The sequence below is a fragment of the Kitasatospora sp. NPDC008115 genome, from assembly GCF_042957205.1.
GTDB lineage: Bacteria > Actinomycetota > Actinomycetes > Streptomycetales > Streptomycetaceae > Kitasatospora.
The window spans coordinates 135,238-153,442 of record NZ_JBIBHU010000006.1 but is presented as its reverse complement, the minus strand read 5'-3'; the positions used below and the strand labels follow the sequence as shown (position 1 = coordinate 153,442).

Here is an 18,205-nt window from a genome sequence, read left to right as displayed (position 1 = left end):
CGCCCGCCCGCCCGCGCGCCGTGCGGCAGTCGGGTGCGGCCCCCGGGTGACGTCGGAGTGTGGGACCGAAGGGGAGGCTTCGGCGCGGCGCATAGTCGGAAGGTCGGTCACACTTTCCGATCATGAGATGAGTCGACCATGCGCCTGCCCCGCCGACCGGTCATCGCGGCGGCCGTCCCGCTGCTCCTCGCCGCCGCCGGCTGCGGCTCCCCCGCCGCTCCGCCGCCGGCGGGCGAGGAACCGAGCCCCACCGTCACCGCGTCCCCGACCGGGCCGCGGGCGTTCACCCTGGTCGCCACCGGTGACGTGCTGCCGCACACCGAGATCATCCGGCAGGCCGCGGAGGACGCCGGCGGGGACGGCTACGACTTCGGCCGGATGTTCGCCGGCGTCGCGCCGCTGATCAGCGGCGCCGACCTCGCCATCTGTCACATGGAGACCGTCTACGGCCCGGACGGCGGCCCGTTCACCGGCTACCCGGCGTTCAAGTCGCCGCCGCAGGTCGCCCGGGCCCTCAAGGACGCCGGGTACACCTCCTGCGACACCGCCTCCAACCACACCCTCGACGACGGCGCCGCCGGCATCCGGCGCACGCTCGACGCCATGGACGCCGTCGGCCTGGCGCACACCGGCTCCGCCCGCGACGAGGCCGAGGCCGGCCGGCCGGCGCTGCTGCGGGCCGGCGGCGCCACCGTGGCCCACCTCGCCTACACCTACGGCACCAACGGCATCCCGCTGCCGGCGGACCGCCCCTGGGCGGTGAACCTGATCGACCGGGACCGGATCCTCGCCGACGCCCGCGCCGCCCGCGCGGCCGGTGCGGACGTCGTGGCGGTGAGCCTGCACTGGGGCACCGAGTGGCAGGACACCCCGAACGACCAACAGGTGACGCTCGCCCGCGAGCTGACCGCCGGGCCGGACACCGGGCAGGCCGGGGGCGGACCGGACATCGACCTGATCCTCGGCACCCACGCCCACATCCCGCAGGCCTACGAGAAGATCAACGGCACCTGGACCGTGTACGGCCTCGGCGACCAGCTCGCCGGCCACATGTTCACCTACGACGGCGCCGAGGATCCACGCGGCAACTGGAGCTCGATCGCCCGGTTCACCTTCGCCCCGCCCGCCGCTCCCGGGCAGCGGTGGACGGTCGCCAAAGCCGAGTTCATCCCCCAGGTGACCGACCTCGGCCCGCCCTACCGCGTCCTCGACCTCCGGGAGGCCGCCCGCCGCGACCCCGGCCGCGCGGACTACGCCCGCGCCCTGGAGCACATCCGCACGGTGGTGCTCAGCCGCGGCGCCGCCTCGGCCGGGCTGACCATGGCCCCCCAGGAGAAATGACGATCGGATAACGACAAAGACGCCGGAATCAGCTGATTGGACGAGGATTCGGCGGGCGGTCCGACGGGGCCGTGGAAGGCTGGCGATCATGCCGAGCTTCCGGTCCTACGACGACTGCCCGATCTGGTACGAAGTGCGCGGCGAGGGCGAGCCGTTGGTGGTGCTGCCGGGCGGACCGGGGACGGACCTGCGCTACCTCGGCGACCTCGGCGGCCTCGACCGGCGGCGTCGCCTGGTGCCGGCGGACGCCAGGGCGGCCGGGCGGTCCGGGGTCCCGGCGGACCGGCGGACGGTGTCGTTCGTCGAACAGGCCCGCGACCTGGAGGCGCTCCGCCTCCACCTGGGGCTGGAGCGCTTCGACCTGCTGGCGCACTCGGCCGGCTGCCTCACCGCCCAGGAGTACCTGGCGGCCTTCCCCGGCCGGGCGCGTCGCGCCGTGCTGGTCGCCCCGGTCGGCCGGGCCGGGCGCGAGGTCGACGAAGCGGAACTCGCGCGACTGCGGGCCGCCCGGTCCGCCGAGCCCTGGTACGCCGACGCCGCGGAGGCGGACCGGCTGCTGGCGTGCGGCGGCCGGACGGGCGGTGAACTCGCGGCGCTGCAACGCCGGGTGCTGCCGTTCTTCTGGCACCGCTGGAGCGAGGAGCGCCTCGCCGAGTACCCGCCGCACTACGCGTCCCCCCACCCGTGGCTGCGGGAGGCCTTCTACGCCGGATCGGCCGGTCCGGGGACCCTCGCCGGACGGGTCGCGCGGCTGGGCGCCGCCCGGACGCCCGTCCTGGTGGTGGCCGGCGCCTCGGACGGCATGGTCGGCACGGCACCGGCCCGCGCGGCGGCGTCCGCCCATCCCGGCAGCCGGCTGGAGGTCCTCGCGGAGTCCGGCCACCGCCCGTGGGTGGAGGAGCCCGGGCGCTTCGTGGCGCTGGTCGACGGCTTCCTGACCCCTGACGTCACGTAGGTCCCACGCCGTCCGGGAGGGGGTCAGCCCAGTGCCTTCTCCAGGGCCGCGAGGTAGTTGCGCATCAGGTGGTCGCGGACGCCCTCGCCGTCCGGCGAGAAGGCGGCGGCGCCCAGGCCCTTGGCGCGGTCGGTCAGGCCCGCGGCCAGCCCGGCCCGCTCCCGGACGCGGCCGGCCGAGTCGATGTGGTGCAGCATCTCCACATGGGTGAAGGCCGGCTCCGGGGGCAGTTGGGGCACGATGTCGTTGTCGTGGACGAAGCGGTGGGTGCGGCCCTGGAGGCCCTTGTTGTACGCGGCGGCGAGCAGGCGGTCGCAGGTCCGGGGCTGGCCGAAGGTGTAGACGCCGTCGGCCTGGAGCCGGGGGTCCTCCAGGCTCAGCCGGGCGGCGGTGAGCATCGCGAGCGCCCCGCCGAGGCTGTGGCCGGTGAACCAGACGCTCTGCCCGCCGGTGCGCAGGTCGGCGAGGGTCTTGGCGACGTCGGGGAAGACGGAGTCCAGGGCCTCCGCGAAGCCGTAGTGGACGTAGCCGGTGCCGGCGGGCCCGGGCCACGGCGGGGTGGTGCCGTCGGTGAGCCAGTCGCGGATCTGCTGGGCCTCGGTGCCGCGGAACGCGGTGACGATCATGTGCTCCCCGGCCATCGTGTAGGCCTGGGTGTCCTGGAGCGGAAACGGCGGGGTGAAGCCCGTGCGGTGGTGGCGAACGGTCTCGAAGCCCCAGTCGCGGGCCTGCGCCTCGATGGTGGCCTCGTCCTTGTAGGCGAGGTCGGCGGCCTTGGCCAGGTTGTAGGCGAGCGGGAGGCCGAAGCCGGTCGCGCGCTGGTCGAAGGTGGTGGGTACGGCCACGGGGGACGCTCCTGTCGGGTTGAAGGGTGGGACGGGGACCACGGGGGCCTCGGGTGCGGGCTAGCAGATCCTCGGCAGCTGCTCCCCCATCGGCAGGTCCACCACCCGGGTGCCGCCGAACGCCGTCCGGGCGACGACCGCGCCGGGGTGGTCGGCCACGCATTCGCCGATCACCGCCGCGCCCGCGCCCAGCGGATGCGCCCGCATCGCCGCGAGCACCGCGTCCGCCTCCCCGCGCGGCACGAAGGCGACCAGCTTGCCCTCGTTGGCGACGTACATCGGGTCGAGGCCCAGCACGGCGCAGGCGTTGGCCACTTCGGGCGGCACCGGCACCGACCGCTCGCGCACCACCACGCCCACCCCGGCAGCCGCCGCGATCTCGTTGAGCGCCGCGCCCAGCCCGCCCCGGGTGGGATCGCGCAGCACGTGCAGGTCGGGGGTGACCGCGAGCATCGCCTCGACCAGGCCGCCGAGCGCGGCGCAGTCGCTCTCGATCGCGACCCCGAACTCCAGGCCCTCGCGGACGCTCATGACGGCGACACCGTGCACCCCGATGTCCCCGCTGACGATCACCACATCGCCCGGCACGGCCCGTTGCGGCCTGATGTCCACGCCCGCCGGGACCAGCCCGATACCGGCGGTGTTCAGGTAGACGCCGTCGCCGCGGCCCGCCTCCACCACCTTGGTGTCCCCGGTGACCACCTCCACCCCGGCCGTCCGGGCGGCGGCGCCGAGGGCCCGGGCCACCCGGTCCACCACCGCCAGCTCCACCCCCTCCTCCAGGATGAAGCCGCAGGACAGGTAGGCGGGCCGCGCCCCGCTCATCGCGAGGTCGTTGACCGTCCCGTTGACGGCGAGGTCGCCGATGCTGCCGCCGGGGAAGAACAGCGGCCGCACCACGAAGGAGTCGGTGGAGAACGCCAGCCTGGCGCCGCCGAGTTCGAGCACGGCGGAGTCCGCGAGGCCGGCCAGCGTCCGGCCGCCGAAGGCCGGGGCGAACAGGCCCGCGACCAGCTCGGCGGACAGCGCCCCGCCGCCGCCGTGCCCCATCACCACCCGGGGGTGGTCGCGCAGCGGCAGCGGGCAGCTCCAGCCGGAGAGGTCCGGCCCGGTGGCAAGGGTCCCGGTGTCAGCCAACGGGGCTCGCCTCCCTGGAGGCGCCCGGCACGCCCAGCCGCCGGTAGAGGTAGTACGCGGCGCAGGCTCCCTCGCTGGACACCATGGTCGCGCCGAGCGGGGTACGCGGGGTGCAGACGGTGCCGAAGGCCTCGCACCGGTCGGGCTTGAGCAGGCCCTGCAACACCTCGCCGCTGCGGCACTGCGCCGGCTCCCGGGTGGTGATGCCGGAGACGTCGAAGCGGTACTCGGCGTCGTGGTCGCGGTAGCGCGGCGAGAGCCGCCAGCCGCTCCGCGGGATGACACCGATCCCCCGCCAGGCCCGGTCGGTCACCTCGAAGACGTCCGCCAGCATGGCCCGGGCCGCCGGGTTGCCCTCGGGGCGGACGGCCCTCGGGTAGGCGTTGTCGACGGCGTGCTCGCCGCGCTCCAACTGCCGTACGGCGCGCCGGATCCCCTCCAGGATGTCCAGCGGCTCGAAACCGGTGACCACGATCGGCACCCGGTGGCGCTCGGCCAGTTCCGGGTACTCCTCGACGCCCATCACGCTGCACACGTGCCCGGCGGCGAGGAAGGCCTGCACCCGGCATTCCGGCGCGTTCATGATCGCCTCGACGGCCGGGGGCACCCGTACGTGCGAGACCAGCATGCTGAAGTTGCGCACGCCCTGCTTCCTCGCCTGGTGCACGGCCATCGCGTTCGGCGGGGCGGTGGTCTCGAAGCCGATGCCGAAGAACACCACCTCGCGGTCCGGGTTCTCCCTGGCGATCCGCAGCGCGTCCAGCGGCGAGTAGACCACCCGCACGTCCCCGCCCTCGCTCCGCACCCGGAACAGGTCGCGGTCGGTGCCCGGCACCCGCAGCATGTCGCCGAAGGAGCAGAAGACCACCCCGGGCCGGGCGGCGATCGCCAGCGCCCGGTCGATCACCTCCAGCGGGGTCACGCACACCGGGCAGCCCGGCCCGTGGATCAACTCCAATCCCTCGGGCAGCAGTTGGTCGATTCCGTGCCGGATGATGCTGTGCGTCTGCCCGCCGCACACCTCCATCAGCGCCCACGGCCTGGTCACCGTCGCCCGGATGTCCGCGAGCAGCCCGCCCGCCAACTCCGGGTTCTGGAACTCCTCCAGGTACCTCAACTCCGCTCCTCCGTTCCGGCCTGCCCGGCCGCCGCCTCCCACGGGTCGCCGAACTCCTCCTGCAACAGGCCGAGTTCGGCGAAGAGGTCGAGGGTCCGCCGGGCCGACTCCTCGTCCAGCCGCTGCAACGCGAACCCCACGTGCACGATGGCGTACTCACCCACCGCCAGATCGGGGAGGTACTCCAGGCAGACGTCCTTGACGACGCCGCCGAAGTCGACGACCGCCATCCGGGTCCCGTCCCGCTCCTCGATCTCCATCACCCTGCCGGGCACCGCCAGGCACATCGGGCCTCTCCTCTCAACCGGCGCCCGGGCCGCTGGCCCGGGCGGCCACCATCAGCTGGCCGAGTGCCAGTCCGCCGTCGTTGGGCGGCACCCGGCGGTGCCGCAGCACGGTGAAGCCGTCGGCCCGCAGGCGGCGCCCGCAGTCGGCGGAGAGCAGCGCGTTGGCGAAGACCCCGCCGGTCAGCGCGACCGTCTCCAGGCCGCACTCCGCGCGGGCGGCCCGGCACAGCGCGCTGACCAGGCCGGCCACCGCGCCGTGGAAGCGGGCGGCGACCAGTCCGGCCGGCGCCCCGGCGGCGAGGTCCGCGACCAGCGCCGCCAGCACCGGTCCGGGATCGCCGACCAGCACGCCGCCCTCGCGGCGGAGCGCGAAGGCGTACCCGTCGGCCGGTCCGTGCTCCAGCGCCGCCGCCTCCAGTTCGACCGCCGCCTGCGCCTCGTACCCGGCCAGCTGGCAGACCCCGGCCAGTGCGGAGACCGCGTCGAACAGCCGCCCCATGCTGGAGGTCGGCACGCAGTTCAGCGAGCGCTCCAACTGCCGCTCCAGCACTCTCAGTTCATCGTCCGGACAGGCCCGGACGGCGGGCAGGCCGGCACTCCACGGCAGGCCCGCCGCCCAGAGGTGGGCAAGCGCCATCCGGTACGGGCGCCGCACCGCCGCGTCGCCGCCCGGCAGCGGCACGCAGGCCAGGTGGCCGAACCGGCGGAAGCCGTCGTAGTCGGCGAGCAGCACCTCGCCGCCCCACACGGCGCCGTCGTCGCCGTAGCCGGTGCCGTCGAAGGCGACCCCGATGACGGGCCGGCTGCCGTCGAGGCCGTGTTCCGCCATCGCCGAGGCGATGTGCGCGTGGTGGTGCTGCACCGTCCGCGTCTCGGCCGCCGGGACGGTGCGCCGGGCGTGCCGGGCCGAGCGGTAGCCGGGGTGGCGGTCCACCACCAGCACCTCCGGCCGCACCCCGGTGACGGCCCCCAACTGGGCCACCGCGCGGTCGAAGGCGCCCAGGGTGGCGAGGTCGTCCATGTCCCCGATGTGCCCGGACAGCCAGGCGTAGCCGCCCGCCGCCAGCGCGAAGGCGTTCTTGAGGTCCCCGCCGGCGGCCAGCGCGGGCCGCACCGGCACCGGGAGCGGCAACGGCAGCGGGGCGTAGCCGCGCGAGCGCCGCAGCGGCAGCCGCTCCCCGTCCACGACCCGGACCACCGAGTCCTCACAGGGGACGTGGATCACCCGGTCGTGCGTCAGCCAGCCGTCGACCAGCGGGGCGAGCCGGGTGAGGGCCTCCCGGTCGTCCGTCACGATGGGCTCGCCGGAGAGGTTGGCGCTGGTCATCACCAGCAGGGCGGGCCCGGGCGGGGCGAGCAGCAGGTGGTGCAGCGGGGTGTAGGGCAGCATCACCCCGAGGTCGGGGCTGCCGGGCGCCACCGCCTCCGGGCCCGGGCCCGAGCGGCGCAGCAGCACGATCGGCCGGGCCGGGCCGGTCAGCAGCTCCTCCTCGACCGGTCCGGTCCGGACCAGGGCGGCGAGCTCCCCGAGGTCCCGGGCCATCAGGGCGAAGGGTTTGGCGCCGCGCCGTTTGCGCTCGCGCAGCCGGGTGACGCTCCGCGGGTTCCGCGCGTCGCAGGCCAGGTGGTAGCCGCCGATGCCCTTGACGGCGAGGACGGCGCCCTCGCGCAGCAGCCGGCGGGCGCCGTCGAGGGCGGCCTCCCGCTCGACGACGGGCCGGCCGGGGACGGTGAGGGCGAGCCGGGGACCGCAGGCGTGGCAGCAGAGCGGCTGGGCGTGGAAGCGCCGGTCGGCGGGGTCGGTGTACTCCCGGGCGCAGTCCGGGCAGAGCGGGAAGCCGGCCATGGTGGTGTTGACGCGGTCGTAGGGCAGGCCGGTGACGATGGTGTGGCGCGGTCCGCAGTTGGTGCAGCTGATGAACGGGTGCCGGTGGCGGCGGTCGGCCGGGTCGGCGAGTTCGGCGAGGCAGTCGGCGCAGGTGGCGGCGTCCGGCGGGACCAGGGTGCGGCGGGGTCCGCCGTCCCGGGAGGGCGTGATGGCGAAGCCGTGCTCGCCGGTCGCCGGCAGCGGCGCGTGCTCCACGGCGGCGACCAGGGCGAGCGGCGGCGCGTCGCCGGCGATCCGGCGGCAGAACGCCTCCACGGCCTCCCGCCCGCCCTCGACCTCGGCCAGCACGCCTTCGCCGGTGTTGGTGACGGTGCCGGCGAGTCCCAGTTCGGTGGCGAGCGCGTGGACGAAGGGCCGGAAGCCGACGCCCTGGACGACGCCGCTGACGGCCACCCGGCGCCGTACCGTCACGCCCGCTCCGCCGCCGCACCCGCGTGCGAGTGCCCGTGCCCGTGAGTGTGGGTGTGGGTGTGCCCGTGCTGCGGCGCGCCCGCCATCACGGGCCGGTGGACGCCCGCGCCGTCCAGCACCGCGAGGGCCCGGGTCAGCAGCTCCCCCGCGCCCTGTCCGGTCCTGGCGGAGGTGAACACCACCTCCACCCCCGGGTTGACCCGCTCGACGGCGGCCAGGAAGGCGGCCTCGTCGAACTCCACCGCCGCCGCCAGGTCGGCCTTGGTCACCAGCACCAGGTTGGCGAGCCCGAACGCCGTCGGGTACTTCAGCGGCTTGTCCTCCCCCTCGGTGACCGAGGCGAGCACCACCCGCAGCGACTCGCCGAGGTCGTAGGAGGCCGGGCAGACCAGGTTGCCGACGTTCTCCACGAACAGCAGCCTGGTCCCCTCCGGGAGCCAGCCGGCCAGCTGCCCGCTGAGCATGGCGGTCTCCAGGTGGCAGAGCCCGTCGGTGAGCACCTGCTTCACCGGCACGCCCGAACGGGCCAGGCGCACCGCGTCGTTCTCGGTCGCGAGGTCGGCGGTGAGCGCGGCGACCGCGATCCCGCGCTCCCTGGCGAGCCCGAGTTCGGCCTCCAGCAGCGCGGTCTTGCCGCTGCCGGGGCTGGAGAGCAGGTTCACCGCGACGGTGCCGCGGGCGAGCAGCCGGGCGCGCAGTTCGCGGGCCCCGTCGTCGTTCCGGGCGAGGACCGCCTGCCGGAGTTCCACCGAGCGACACATGGGTTCAGCCTTCCTGTCCGGCACCGGCCACGGCGCCCGGCGGGCGTCCGGCCCACTCAACGCCGAGGATCTGCAGTTCGCGGCCCGCCAGCAGTTCGACCCGGCCGCCGGAGCAGTGCGGGCAGCCGAGGTCGGGCGGCATGCCGACGGCCCACTCGGCCGCGCACGGCAGGCACCTGGCCCGCGCCGCCACCGCCTCGGTCTCCAGCACGGCGCCCGCCACCAGCGTTCCGGCGCAGGCCAGTTCGAAGCAGAAGTCGAGAGCCTCGGGCACCACCCCGGCCAGCTCGCCGACCTGCAGCCGCACCCGCGCGACCGCCTGCGCCCCGTGCTCGCGCGCCGCGGCGTCCACCTGCTCGACGACGGCCGTCGCGATCGACATCTCGTGCATGGGGCCCCGTTCCCGGCTGGGAGGCAACGGGCCCCATTACAGGCCGCGGCGGCGGCGACGGCCCGGAGCCGCGCCGCCGCCGCACCCGGGACTACGCCGGACGCACCAACGCCCCGCTCACATCCGGCGGATGCGCAGATAGCGCTTCAGGTCGTCCAGGTTCTGCACGACCAGGGCGACGGCGGCGGCGAGCACGGCGGCGCACAGCAGCTTCCTCATGACGGTGTGACCTCTCTCTTGGCTTGCGCGGGCGCGCCGACGGTCCGCAGGACCAGCCGGACCGCCTCCTCGACGGCGGCGGCCACCGGCGCGCTCAGTCCGATCCCCTCCTCCAGCGACTGCGGCTCGCACCCCACCACGAGGACCCGGTCCGGCGGTGAGCCGCCGGTCCCGGCGGCCAGCGTGCCGAGCAGCGCGAGCACGGCGTCCGGGCCCATCCGGTGCCCGTCCAGCACCGGTGCCTCCAGCGGCCCGGCGTCCGCCTCGATCAGGTACACGGTGCCCGGCTCGCCACCGCGCGAGGTCGCGTCCACCAGCACCAGCGTCCGGTAGCCGTCGAGGAGCCGGTACGCCAGGTGGACGCCGCGCACACCGACGTCGAGCAGTTCGACGTCGGGCGGCAGCGGGTGCTCCCGCAGTCTGCGCACGGTCTCCACCCCGAAGCCGTCGTCACCGAGGAAGATGTTGCCCACCCCGGCGACCAGCACCTTTCCCGCCGTCACGGCCCCTCCAGCGGGGTGATCTCGTCCGGCTGGAAGTAGCGGAAGCGGCCCTGGGCGCGCCACAGGTCCGCGCCCGGGTCGTCCTCCAGGGTCACCGCCAGGTGCACCGAGCCGTCGACGTCGTGCAGCACGGCCTCCACCACGGCGGTGCGGCCGGCCAGGAAGAGGTCCTGGGCGTCGGTGCGCCGCCGGCCGGGCCGCAGCAGGACCCGGCTGCCGGCGCCGACCTCGCGGCCGTCGACCAGGACGCGGTCCCGCTCGGGGTCCACCCCGGGGTCGTCGCCCGGGTCCCACCAGGGCTGCCCGGGCGCGTTGCCGGTGATCTCGCGCAGGCCCCGGACGGCGCCGTGCAGGCGCTCCAGTACCTCCGGGGGCATCGAGTCGGCGAGGTCGATCACCGCGCCGGCCCGCTCGTCGGTGCCCCGGGCCTCCCGCTTCTCGCGGTCGGTCAGGGCGGCGGTGCGCAGGGCGAGGATCTCGTCGATCTCGGTGGCGTCGTAGAGCGCGCCGGGGCTCTCGGGGGCGACGGCCGGGTGGTCCTCCAGGATGATCGGCGAGGAGAGCACCACCCGGTCGGGACCGGGCGGGCCGGCCAGCACCGGCCAGGTGTGCTCGTTGCGGCACTCCGCGGCGGCGTCCTTCGCCCACTCGGGCGGGTCGGTCGGCGACAGGAAGGTGCCGCGTTCGAGCCCGAGCAGCAGGTGCGCCGAGACCAGCGAGCGGGCCAGCGCCGCCTCCCGTCCGTCGTCCGGCCGCGGCGCCCAGTCGGTGGTGTTCTCCACCACCGCGGTCAGCAGCCGCACCCCGTACGGGCCGGGGACCTCCCGGGCGCTCAGCCGCAGCAGGCCGTCGGCCCGCTCCCAGCGGCGCAGCAGCCGGCCGACGACGGCGCCGTCGGCGCGCAGCGGCTCGGTCCACCGGCCGGCCGGAAGGTGGAACGGGCGGACCAGCTCCTCGCCCAACTCCTCCACCGGAACGTCGAGTTCGATGCGCTGCTCGACGCCCTCGTCCCATGGCTGCAGGACCCGGTCGGCGAGTTCGAGCGCGTCGGTCTCCTCGTAGCCGCCGCCGGGCAGGGCCTGTTCGACGGTGCGCCGCCGGGCCCGCAGGAAGCGCAGTTCGACGGCCAGCCGGTCGCCGGGGCGCGGCTCCATCAGGCATTCGGTGCGCTGGTGGAAGTGCTCGCCGCTGTCGGCGCCGTAGCCCGGCGGGACGAGCACGCCGAACTGCCAGCGCAGCCGGTTCTTGGCGGCGGACGCCCGGTAGGGGTAGAGGACGTAGCCCTCGAACAGGACGGCGTCGGCGATCTGCCGGGCGTGGGCGAAGGCGGCCTCGGTGGCGGAGGGGAGGGCGGAGGCGCTCACCGGGCCGTCTCCTCGACCGGGGCGCCGGCCAGCAGTTCGCGCACGGTCGCCTCCCAGGAGGGCAGGGCTCGGCGCGAGCGGTAGGCGAGCAGCGCGTCCATCAGCTCCTCGGGCAGCCGCAGCCAGCCGCAGCCGGGGAAGTGCCGGTCGATCGCCTCGCGCCAGACCCGGACGGGCATCCGCACCGTGGCCTCCCGGTCCCAGGGCACCGGGGAGACCTGGAAGCCGCCGGGGCCGGCGAAGGCGGTGCCGGAGAACAGCAGCAGCAGCGGCACGTCGCCGTCCTCCAGCGCCCTGAGGTAGCGGGGGGCGGCGACGTCCTGGTCGTAGGTGCAGGGGACGGGCAGGTCCAGCTCGGTCTCGCCGGTGAAGCCGGGGACCATCAGCGGCACCTGGGCGAACTCGACCGGGTTGAGGGTGGTGGCCCAGCGGGCGCGTTCGCCGAACAGGTCGGTGAGCCGCCCGGCCTCCGCCGCGCCGTAGCCGCGCCGGGCGGGCTCGATGCGCAGTTGGCAGCGGAGCGCCAGGGCGTGCACCAGGGTGCCGGGCGGGGCGGTGATCCGCAGCCGGAAGAGCAGGGTGGGGCCGGCGGCGTGTTCGGCGGCGCGGACGGCGGTGCAGGAGAAGGCGAGCGGGGTCACCGGGGGGCGTCCTCTCGCAGCGGGCGGGCCCGTTCGGCGAGCCGGGCGAAGAAGGCGTCGACCTCGGCCCTGGCCTCGGCCCCGCCGTCGAACCCCTTCCAGCAGCGCCGCAGCCGGCCGACCAGTTCGTAGCAGGCGTCGATCGGCACCAGCAGGCAGTGGACGCCGGTGCCGGTGCGGCGCAGCAGCAGCGCCTCGACGTCGGGTTCCAGGGCGGCGGCGAGCCGGCTGCCGCCGAGGGCGGTGTGCCAGGCGGCCTCGTCGGGTTCGCTCTCGGTGGCGCCGCCGGGGCCGGGGTAGAGCAGCACGAGGCGGTCCTGCCGGGCGTTGCGGAACAGGAAGGCGGTGCCGACCGGGATGCCGAGGGCACTACAGGCCTGTTCGTCGATCCGGTGCTCCGGGTCGGGGTCGGTGAGGTGGCGGTCGGGGACGTGGCGGTAGCGGCCGCCGGCCGCGGCGGGCTGCCGGAACAGCAGGCCGCAGGCGGTGCAGACGCAGGTGAGGGTCTGCTCCTCGGTGTCGACCAGGTGCCGGTGCGACGGGGGGACGCCCTGGCCGCAGAAGGCGCAGCGCTCGGGCTGCGGGGGTGCGGGCTCGCGCAGCCGGTGCAGCAGGGCGGTGCCGGGCCGGGCAGGTTGGCGGGTGTTCACCGGGCGGCCTCCGCCGGGGTGTCCGGGCGGGTGGCGATCTGGAGCAGCTGCGGCGCGCGTTCGAACACCGTGGCCGCCACCTCGGGCGCGTGGCAGGCGAGGGCGGCCTCGACGTCCTCCTCGGAGCAGCCGCAGCCGGCGCGGACGCGGCGCAGCCGGGCGGTGCCGGTGGCGGGGTCGAAGCCGGTCAGCTCGACCGGTTCGGGGAGTGCGGCGAGCGCCCGGTGGATCCGCGCGGTGGTGTCCTCGGGGTGCAGTTCGTGCAGGACGAGCAGGGCGGCCACCGCCGGGTCGTCCAGCAGCGCGGTGAGGGCGGGGCCGGGCAGCGCCGTGACGATCCGGGTGAGGCCCTCGTGGTAGAAGTCCATGAGGTCGCGCACCAGTTGCTCGCCGGCCTGCTGGGCGGCCCCGGCGCCGCCGGGCCCGTCGATGCCGTCGAGCCGGTCGAGGGCCTCCTGGATCCGCAGTCCGGTCTGTTCCGCCGTCATGCGGTGAGCCCGCTCAGGCCGGTGGGCACGTGCATCTTCTGCACGGTGCGTCCGCCGCCGACGTACATGTGCACGCCGCAGGGCAGGCAGGGGTCGAAGCTGCGGACGGCGCGCATGATGTCGATGCCCTTGAACTCGTCCGGCGGGTTCTCCTCGAAGATCGGGGTGTTCTGGACGGCGTCCTCGTAGGGCCCGGGGGTGCCCAGGCTGTCGCGCACGCTGGCGTTCCACGGGGTGGGCGGGTACGGGTGGTAGTTGGCGATCTTGCCGTCCCGGATCACCATGTGGTGCGACAGGACGCCGCGCACGGCCTCGGTGAAGCCGCAGCCGATGGACTCGTCCGGCACCTCGAAGCGCTCCCAGGTGCGGCTGCGCCCGGCCCGGACCTCGTCCAGCGCCTTCTCGGCGAAGTGCAGGGCGCAGGCGGCCGCGTAGGCCTGGAAGTAGGTGCGGGCGCGGTTGCGTTCCAGGGCGTTGCTCCACTGCGGGATCTTCCACTCGAAGGTGGTCTCCGGCTTGGTCATCGAGCGCGGCAGGTTGATCAGCACGCTGTGGCCGGTGGCCTTGACGTAGCCGATGTCCACCAGCCCGGACAGGGCGGTGGACCACAGGCGGGCGATCGGGCCGCCGCCGGTGTCCAGGGCGAGGTGGTCGGTGCCGTCGAACCAGCGCGGGGACATCACCCAGCTGTACTTGTCGTCGAAGTCGCGCTTCTGCGGGGCGGGGATGGTGTGCTGGTTCCAGGGGTGGCGGGGGTCGACGGGGTTGCCGAGCGGGTCGTGGGTGACGAACTGCTCCTGGCCCTCCCAGTCCTGGTAGTAGGAGCTGCCGAGCAGGATGCGGATGCCGAGGTTGATCCGGGTGAGGTCGTTGGTGACCAGCTTGCCGTCGACGACGACGCCGGGGGTGACGAACATCCGCCGGCCCCAGTCGGTCATGTTGCGGTAGGTGAAGTCGCAGTGGTCGGGGTCGTTGAGGCTGCCCCAGCAGCCGAGCAGGACGCGCCGGCGGCCGACCTCCTCGTAGCCGGGCAGGGCCTGGTAGAAGAAGTCGAAGAGGTCGTCGTGGAGCGGTACGACCTTCTTCATGAACTCGACGTAGCGCATCAGCCGGGTGAGGTAGTCGGTGAACAGCTGGACGGTGGCCACCGTGCCGACCCCGCCGGGGTAGAGCGTGGAGGGGTGCACGTGGCGGCCCTCCATCAGGCAGAACATCTCCCGGGTGTAGCGGCTGACCTGGAGCGCCTCGCGGTAGAACTCCCCCTCGATGGGGTTGAGCGAGCGCATGATGTCGGCGATGGTGCGGTAGCCGTGGTCGCCGGCGTGCGGCGCCTCGGTGCGCTCGGCGAGGTCCAGCACGCCGGGGTTGGTCTCGCGGACCATCTTCTCGCAGTAGTCGACCCCGACCAGGTTCTCCTGGAAGATGTTGTGGTCGAACATGTACTCGGCGGCCTCGCCGAGGTTGATGATCCACTCGCCGAGGTGCGGGGGCTTCACCCCGTAGGCCATGTTCTGCGCGTAGACCGAACAGGTGGCGTGGTTGTCGCCGCAGATGCCGCAGATCCGGCTGGTGATGAAGTGGGCGTCGCGGGGGTCCTTGCCCCGCATGAAGACGCTGTAGCCGCGGAAGACCGAGGAGGTGCTGTAGCACTCCGCGACCTTCTTCTGCTTGAAGTCGATCTTCGTGTGGATGCCCAGGCTGCCCACGATCCGGGTGATCGGGTCCCAGGACATCTCCACCAGGCCGTTGCCGTCCCCGGCCGCCCTGCTCGTCGTCGTCATCGTGTCTGTCGTGCCCTTCTGGAGGCGGGGAGGGGGAGGCGGCGGCGGGGCCGCCGCGCCCGGGGCGCGGCGGCCCTTCCGGTCACCGCGGCGGGCGGTAGCCGGTGGTCAGGGTGTGCCCGGGATGGCGCCACCTGGGTTCCTTGTCGAGCGTGCGGAGGGTGATGGCGCGCAGCCTGCGGACCACCGCGCCGTACGTCCGGCTGGCCTTGCTGGAGACCCCCGAGCCGGGCGGCGGGTCCATGAACGGCATGAACTTGTCGGGGAAGCCGGGCATCGTGCAGGCGATGCAGATGCCGCCGACGTTGGGGCAGCCGCCGATGCCGTTGATCCAGCCGCGCTTGGTGACGTTGCACTTGACGACCGGGCCCCAGCAGCCGAGCCGCACCAGGCACTCCGGCGTGCCGTAGTCGGTGGCGAACTGCCCCTGCTCGTAGTAGCCGCCGCGGTCGCAGCCCTCGTGCACGGTGGCGCCGAACAGCCAGGCCGGGCGCAGCTTGTCGTCCAGCGGGATCATCGGCGCGGAGCCGGCCAGCTGGTAGAGCAGGTAGGTCAGGGTCTCGGCGAAGTTGTCGGGCTGGATGGGGCAGCCGGGCACGCAGACGATCGGCAGGCCGGCCTTGGACTTCCAGTCCCAGCCGAGGTGGTCGGGCACGCCCATGGCGCCGGTCGGGTTGCCCTCCATCGCGTGGATGCCGCCGTAGGTGGCGCAGGTGCCGATCGCGACGACCGCGGTGGCCTTGGGGGCGAGGCGGTCCAGCCATTCACTGGTGGTGATCGGCTGGCCGGTGGCGGGGTCGTCGCCGAAGCCGCACCAGTAGCCCTCCTCCTTGATCCGCTCGTTGGGGATGGACCCCTCGACGACCAGGACGAACGGGTCGAGTTCGCCGCGGTCGGCCTTGAAGAACCACTCGACGAAGTTGTCGGCGCCCTGGACCGGGCCGCACTCGAAGTCGATCAGCGGCCAGTGCACGGCGACCTTCGGCAGGCCGGGCAGGGCCCCGGTGACGATCTCCTCGATGCTCGGCTGCATGGCGGCGGTCAGGGCGACCGAGTCGCCGTCGCAGCTCAGGCCCGCGTTGATCCAGAGAATGTGCACCACGTCGGTGTCGGTGGCGTTCGTTGTTGCAGCACCCATGAGGATGCCTCCTCGGAACCGGGAGCCGGACGAAATGGCTCAGAACCGTCATAACAGTCCCCGGCCCGTCCCGCCGGTCCACGGAGCCGCCCGGGGCGCCCGGACAGCCGCGATCCGGGTGGGCCGTCCGGGTCACGCCCGCGCGGCGGGGGCTGGCGACTTCCGGACGAAGGCGGCGCGCAGCGCGTGGTACGGCGCGCGCGGGTCGAAGAACTGGCCGTGCATCACGGCCAGCTCCGCCGCCCGGTGGTCGGCGAGCGGCCGGACGCGCTCGTCGGCCTCCCGGGCGGCCTTCTTGGCGGCGATCCGGCCGTGCACCGTCGGCGAGGCGGCGGTCAGCCGGGCCAACCGGGCGGCCTCGGCCTCGAACTCCCGCGGCGCGCAGGGCAGCACCCGGTCGACCAGCCCGGTCCGCAGGGCCCCCGCGGCGCTCACCGGCAGCGCCCGTTCGGTGAGCCGGCGGGCCTGCTCCGCGCCCACCTTGCGCGGCAGGCTGTACGTCCAGTACTCGGAGCCGTGCAGGCCCATCAGCCGGTAGTGCGGGTTGAGCACGGCGCCCCGGCGGCACCAGACCTCGTCGGCGGCCAGCGCCAGCATCACGCCGCCGGCCGCCGCGTTGCCGCCGAGGGCGGCGACCACCAGGCGGTCGGCGGTGGTGAGGACGGCCTCGGCCAGGTCGTCGATGGCGTTGATGTTGGCCCAGGACTCGGCCGCCGGGTCGCCGGCCGCCTCGATCACGTTCAGATGGATGCCGTTGGAGAAGAAGTCGCGGCCGCCGCCGAGCACCAGCACGGTGGTCGGCCGGGTCAGCGCGAAGCGGTAGGCGTCGAGCAGGCGGCGGCAGTGGGCGGTGCTCATCGCACCGCCGGGGAAGGAGAAGCGCAGCAGGCCGACCGGCCCGTCCTCGCGGTAGCGGATGTCCGACCAGACCGGGTCGTCCCCGGCGGGCATCAGCGGCGCCGGAAGCTCCGGCAGACGGGGCAGCGCGTCGCCGAGGGCGGTGACGGCCGGCAGCTTGACGGTGGCGGGGCCGCCGGGCGGGCGGCGCCGGCGCAGCTCCGGGATCCACACCGCGCCGTCGGCGGTCGCCCGGCACAGCGCCCCGGCCCTGGTGGCCAGCGGCTCGCCGGGGCGTCCGCGCAGCGTCCGCTCGGGGTGGCCGCCGTGCAGGTACCACTCGCCGCCGAGCAGTTCGTCCAGGACGCCGGGCCGGGAGTCGGCGGCCCGGAGCCTTCGCACCACGGTGTCGGTGGTGTCGCGCTCCCAGTCGATCCGCCGCTGCTCCTGGCGCAGGTAGGGGCGGGTGTGGTCCGGTGCCCGCCAGTCGGGGCCGCTCTGCGGGCGGGGGGTGAAGGTGCCGGAGGCGAACCGCCGCACGGCCAGCAGCACCGCGTCGAGGGCGGCGTCGGAGACCTCGCCCCGGTAGAGGTCGCTCTTGGCGGCGGGCGGCAGCGGGCAGGGCGCCGAGGCCCAGACGGGGCCGGCGTCCATCACCTCGTCGGCCTGGAGGACCGTCACGCCCCACTCGGTGGCGCCCTCGTGGATCGCCCAGTCGAGGGCGGACGGGCCCCGGTCGCCGGGCGGGCCGGGGTGCACGATCAGGCAGGTGACGGCCGACCAGACGTCGCGCGGCAGCGCCGTGGTGAGCATCGGTGCGATCACCAGCTCCGGGGCGTGGTCCCGCACCGCCGTGCGCAGCGCCCCGTCGTCGCCCGCCAGGTGGACGTCCACCCGGTGGCGCCGGTCGCGCAGTTCGGCGTGGACCCGCTGGGTGAGGCTGTTGAACGCGCTCGCGACGAGCAGGATCCGCATGTGCGCCTCCGGCGGCGTGGGCACCCGTGAACCCGGCGATCATCTCCCCGGGCCGCACGGGCCGCGCCGCGCCGCTCCGCCGGTTCACCCAGGCGGCGGCCCGACCGCGGCCCGGCTACAGGCCGAAGTCGACGGCCAGGCAGTTGTAGAACCTGAAGGCGCCGTCGGGGTGGTAGGTGTCGCCCGGCGCGTCCCCCGGTCCGGCGGGCCTCTCCTGCGTCATGTCCTCGAAGCGGATGCGCTCGGGGAGCCTGCCGAAGCGGGCGAGCCTCGCTTCGGCGGCGGGATCGTCGGTGCGTTCGCTGCTCATGACCACCCTCCGGACTGCGGACGGACTCAGGATGCGCCCCCGTTTCATCACCTGTCAAGACGGTGACGAGACGGGTGTTTGACCGGTTCTGCACTCACTTCGGCCTGATCGCCCGTGCCAGGCTCTGCTGCCACCGGCCCGGTTGGGCTGGTGCGAGGCCCGGTCG

The 18,205-nt window shown here is 74.7% G+C and carries 19 protein-coding genes; 2 read left to right on the top strand and 17 right to left on the bottom strand.

The genetic code is table 11. The features are described 5' to 3' along the window. The first annotated feature begins 138 nt into the window (after positions 1–138). Together ACFZBX_RS10290 and ACFZBX_RS10285 are read left to right on the top strand one after the other, a co-directional pair. Positions 139–1,341, top strand: a complete 1,203-nt coding sequence (locus ACFZBX_RS10290) for a CapA family protein (protein ID WP_391532795.1) — start codon at positions 139–141, stop codon at positions 1,339–1,341. Positions 1,342–1,429: 88 nt separating this feature from the next. Beyond that, a complete protein-coding gene (locus ACFZBX_RS10285) occupies positions 1,430–2,296 on the top strand; it encodes an alpha/beta fold hydrolase (protein WP_391532794.1) in 867 nt (288 codons plus the stop codon). Positions 2,297–2,319: 23 nt separating this feature from the next. Here the strand turns inward: ACFZBX_RS10285 and ACFZBX_RS10280 are convergent, their stop codons facing one another. The 17 genes from ACFZBX_RS10280 to ACFZBX_RS10200 form a co-directional block, all read right to left on the bottom strand. Beyond that, the gene (locus ACFZBX_RS10280) at positions 2,320–3,141 is read right to left on the bottom strand and encodes a lipase family protein (RefSeq protein ID WP_391532793.1); all 822 of its coding nucleotides are present in this window, start codon (positions 3,139–3,141) and stop codon (positions 2,320–2,322) included. Positions 3,142–3,201: 60 nt separating this feature from the next. After that, a complete protein-coding gene (gene hypE, locus ACFZBX_RS10275) occupies positions 3,202–4,278 on the bottom strand; it encodes a hydrogenase expression/formation protein HypE (RefSeq protein ID WP_391532792.1) in 1,077 nt (358 codons plus the stop codon). Next, positions 4,271–5,395 carry a hydrogenase formation protein HypD gene (gene hypD / locus ACFZBX_RS10270; protein ID WP_391532791.1) on the bottom strand — a complete coding sequence of 375 codons (1,125 nt, stop codon included), beginning with the start codon at positions 5,393–5,395 and terminating at the stop codon, positions 4,271–4,273. The genes hypE and hypD overlap by 8 nt, the downstream gene beginning before the upstream one ends. Next, on the bottom strand, positions 5,392–5,682 hold the full coding sequence (locus ACFZBX_RS10265; protein WP_391532790.1) for a HypC/HybG/HupF family hydrogenase formation chaperone: 291 nt from the start codon (positions 5,680–5,682) through the stop codon (positions 5,392–5,394). Before ACFZBX_RS10265 ends, hypD begins: the two co-directional genes overlap by 4 nt. Positions 5,683–5,695: 13 nt before the next feature. Next, positions 5,696–7,981, bottom strand: coding sequence for a carbamoyltransferase HypF (gene hypF / locus ACFZBX_RS10260; protein WP_391532789.1), 2,286 nt, complete (start codon positions 7,979–7,981; stop codon positions 5,696–5,698). Continuing rightward, positions 7,978–8,742, bottom strand: coding sequence for a hydrogenase nickel incorporation protein HypB (gene hypB, locus ACFZBX_RS10255; protein WP_391532787.1), 765 nt, complete (start codon positions 8,740–8,742; stop codon positions 7,978–7,980). The genes hypF and hypB overlap by 4 nt, the downstream gene beginning before the upstream one ends. Positions 8,743–8,746: 4 nt before the next feature. Next, complete coding sequence (gene hypA, locus ACFZBX_RS10250; protein ID WP_391532786.1) at positions 8,747–9,133, bottom strand: hydrogenase maturation nickel metallochaperone HypA; 387 nt, start codon at positions 9,131–9,133, stop codon at positions 8,747–8,749. Between the two features lie 117 nt (positions 9,134–9,250). Continuing rightward, positions 9,251–9,352 carry a DUF6893 family small protein gene (locus tag ACFZBX_RS10245; RefSeq protein ID WP_391532784.1) on the bottom strand — a complete coding sequence of 34 codons (102 nt, stop codon included), beginning with the start codon at positions 9,350–9,352 and terminating at the stop codon, positions 9,251–9,253. After that, a complete protein-coding gene (locus ACFZBX_RS10240) occupies positions 9,349–9,855 on the bottom strand; it encodes a hydrogenase maturation protease (RefSeq protein WP_391532782.1) in 507 nt (168 codons plus the stop codon). Before ACFZBX_RS10240 ends, ACFZBX_RS10245 begins: the two co-directional genes overlap by 4 nt. Then, positions 9,852–11,219: a hypothetical protein gene (locus tag ACFZBX_RS10235; protein ID WP_391532780.1), complete on the bottom strand. Its 1,368-nt coding sequence runs from the start codon at positions 11,217–11,219 to the stop codon at positions 9,852–9,854. Before ACFZBX_RS10235 ends, ACFZBX_RS10240 begins: the two co-directional genes overlap by 4 nt. Continuing rightward, positions 11,216–11,860, bottom strand: a complete 645-nt coding sequence (locus tag ACFZBX_RS10230) for a DUF6084 family protein (RefSeq protein ID WP_391532779.1) — start codon at positions 11,858–11,860, stop codon at positions 11,216–11,218. The genes ACFZBX_RS10235 and ACFZBX_RS10230 overlap by 4 nt, the downstream gene beginning before the upstream one ends. After that, positions 11,857–12,510, bottom strand: a complete 654-nt coding sequence (locus ACFZBX_RS10225; RefSeq protein ID WP_391532778.1) for a DUF5947 family protein — start codon at positions 12,508–12,510, stop codon at positions 11,857–11,859. The genes ACFZBX_RS10230 and ACFZBX_RS10225 overlap by 4 nt, the downstream gene beginning before the upstream one ends. Further along, entirely contained in the window at positions 12,507–12,998 is a 492-nt protein-coding gene (locus ACFZBX_RS10220) for a thioredoxin (RefSeq protein ID WP_391532776.1), read from the bottom strand. Before ACFZBX_RS10220 ends, ACFZBX_RS10225 begins: the two co-directional genes overlap by 4 nt. Next, entirely contained in the window at positions 12,995–14,779 is a 1,785-nt protein-coding gene (locus ACFZBX_RS10215) for a nickel-dependent hydrogenase large subunit (protein ID WP_391532775.1), read from the bottom strand. The genes ACFZBX_RS10220 and ACFZBX_RS10215 overlap by 4 nt, the downstream gene beginning before the upstream one ends. Before the next feature lie 82 nt (positions 14,780–14,861). After that, the gene (locus tag ACFZBX_RS10210) at positions 14,862–15,917 is read right to left on the bottom strand and encodes a hydrogenase expression protein HypE (protein ID WP_391532774.1); all 1,056 of its coding nucleotides are present in this window, start codon (positions 15,915–15,917) and stop codon (positions 14,862–14,864) included. A gap of 132 nt (positions 15,918–16,049) precedes the next feature. Beyond that, positions 16,050–17,729, bottom strand: coding sequence for a hydrogenase maturation protein (locus ACFZBX_RS10205; protein WP_391532772.1), 1,680 nt, complete (start codon positions 17,727–17,729; stop codon positions 16,050–16,052). Between the two features lie 115 nt (positions 17,730–17,844). Then, on the bottom strand, positions 17,845–18,039 hold the full coding sequence (locus ACFZBX_RS10200) for a hypothetical protein (RefSeq protein ID WP_391532770.1): 195 nt from the start codon (positions 18,037–18,039) through the stop codon (positions 17,845–17,847). Between the last annotated feature and the right edge of the window lie 166 nt (positions 18,040–18,205).

What these genes read in the sequence shown, in the direction of transcription:
- ACFZBX_RS10290 (WP_391532795.1), top strand. Translation starts at nt 139, where the DNA reads ATGCGCCTGCCCCGCCGACCGGTCATCGCGGCGGCCGTCCCGCTGCTC.
- ACFZBX_RS10285 (WP_391532794.1), top strand. Translation starts at nt 1,430, where the DNA reads ATGCCGAGCTTCCGGTCCTACGACGACTGCCCGATCTGGTACGAAGTG.
- ACFZBX_RS10265 (WP_391532790.1), bottom strand. Translation starts at nt 5,682, where the DNA reads ATGTGCCTGGCGGTGCCCGGCAGGGTGATGGAGATCGAGGAGCGGGAC.
- hypB (WP_391532787.1), bottom strand. Translation starts at nt 8,742, where the DNA reads ATGTGTCGCTCGGTGGAACTCCGGCAGGCGGTCCTCGCCCGGAACGAC.
- hypA (WP_391532786.1), bottom strand. Translation starts at nt 9,133, where the DNA reads ATGCACGAGATGTCGATCGCGACGGCCGTCGTCGAGCAGGTGGACGCC.
- ACFZBX_RS10245 (WP_391532784.1), bottom strand. Translation starts at nt 9,352, where the DNA reads ATGAGGAAGCTGCTGTGCGCCGCCGTGCTCGCCGCCGCCGTCGCCCTG.
- ACFZBX_RS10220 (WP_391532776.1), bottom strand. Translation starts at nt 12,998, where the DNA reads ATGACGGCGGAACAGACCGGACTGCGGATCCAGGAGGCCCTCGACCGG.
- ACFZBX_RS10215 (WP_391532775.1), bottom strand. Translation starts at nt 14,779, where the DNA reads ATGACGACGACGAGCAGGGCGGCCGGGGACGGCAACGGCCTGGTGGAG.
- ACFZBX_RS10210 (WP_391532774.1), bottom strand. Translation starts at nt 15,917, where the DNA reads ATGGGTGCTGCAACAACGAACGCCACCGACACCGACGTGGTGCACATT.
- ACFZBX_RS10205 (WP_391532772.1), bottom strand. Translation starts at nt 17,729, where the DNA reads ATGCGGATCCTGCTCGTCGCGAGCGCGTTCAACAGCCTCACCCAGCGG.
- ACFZBX_RS10200 (WP_391532770.1), bottom strand. Translation starts at nt 18,039, where the DNA reads ATGAGCAGCGAACGCACCGACGATCCCGCCGCCGAAGCGAGGCTCGCC.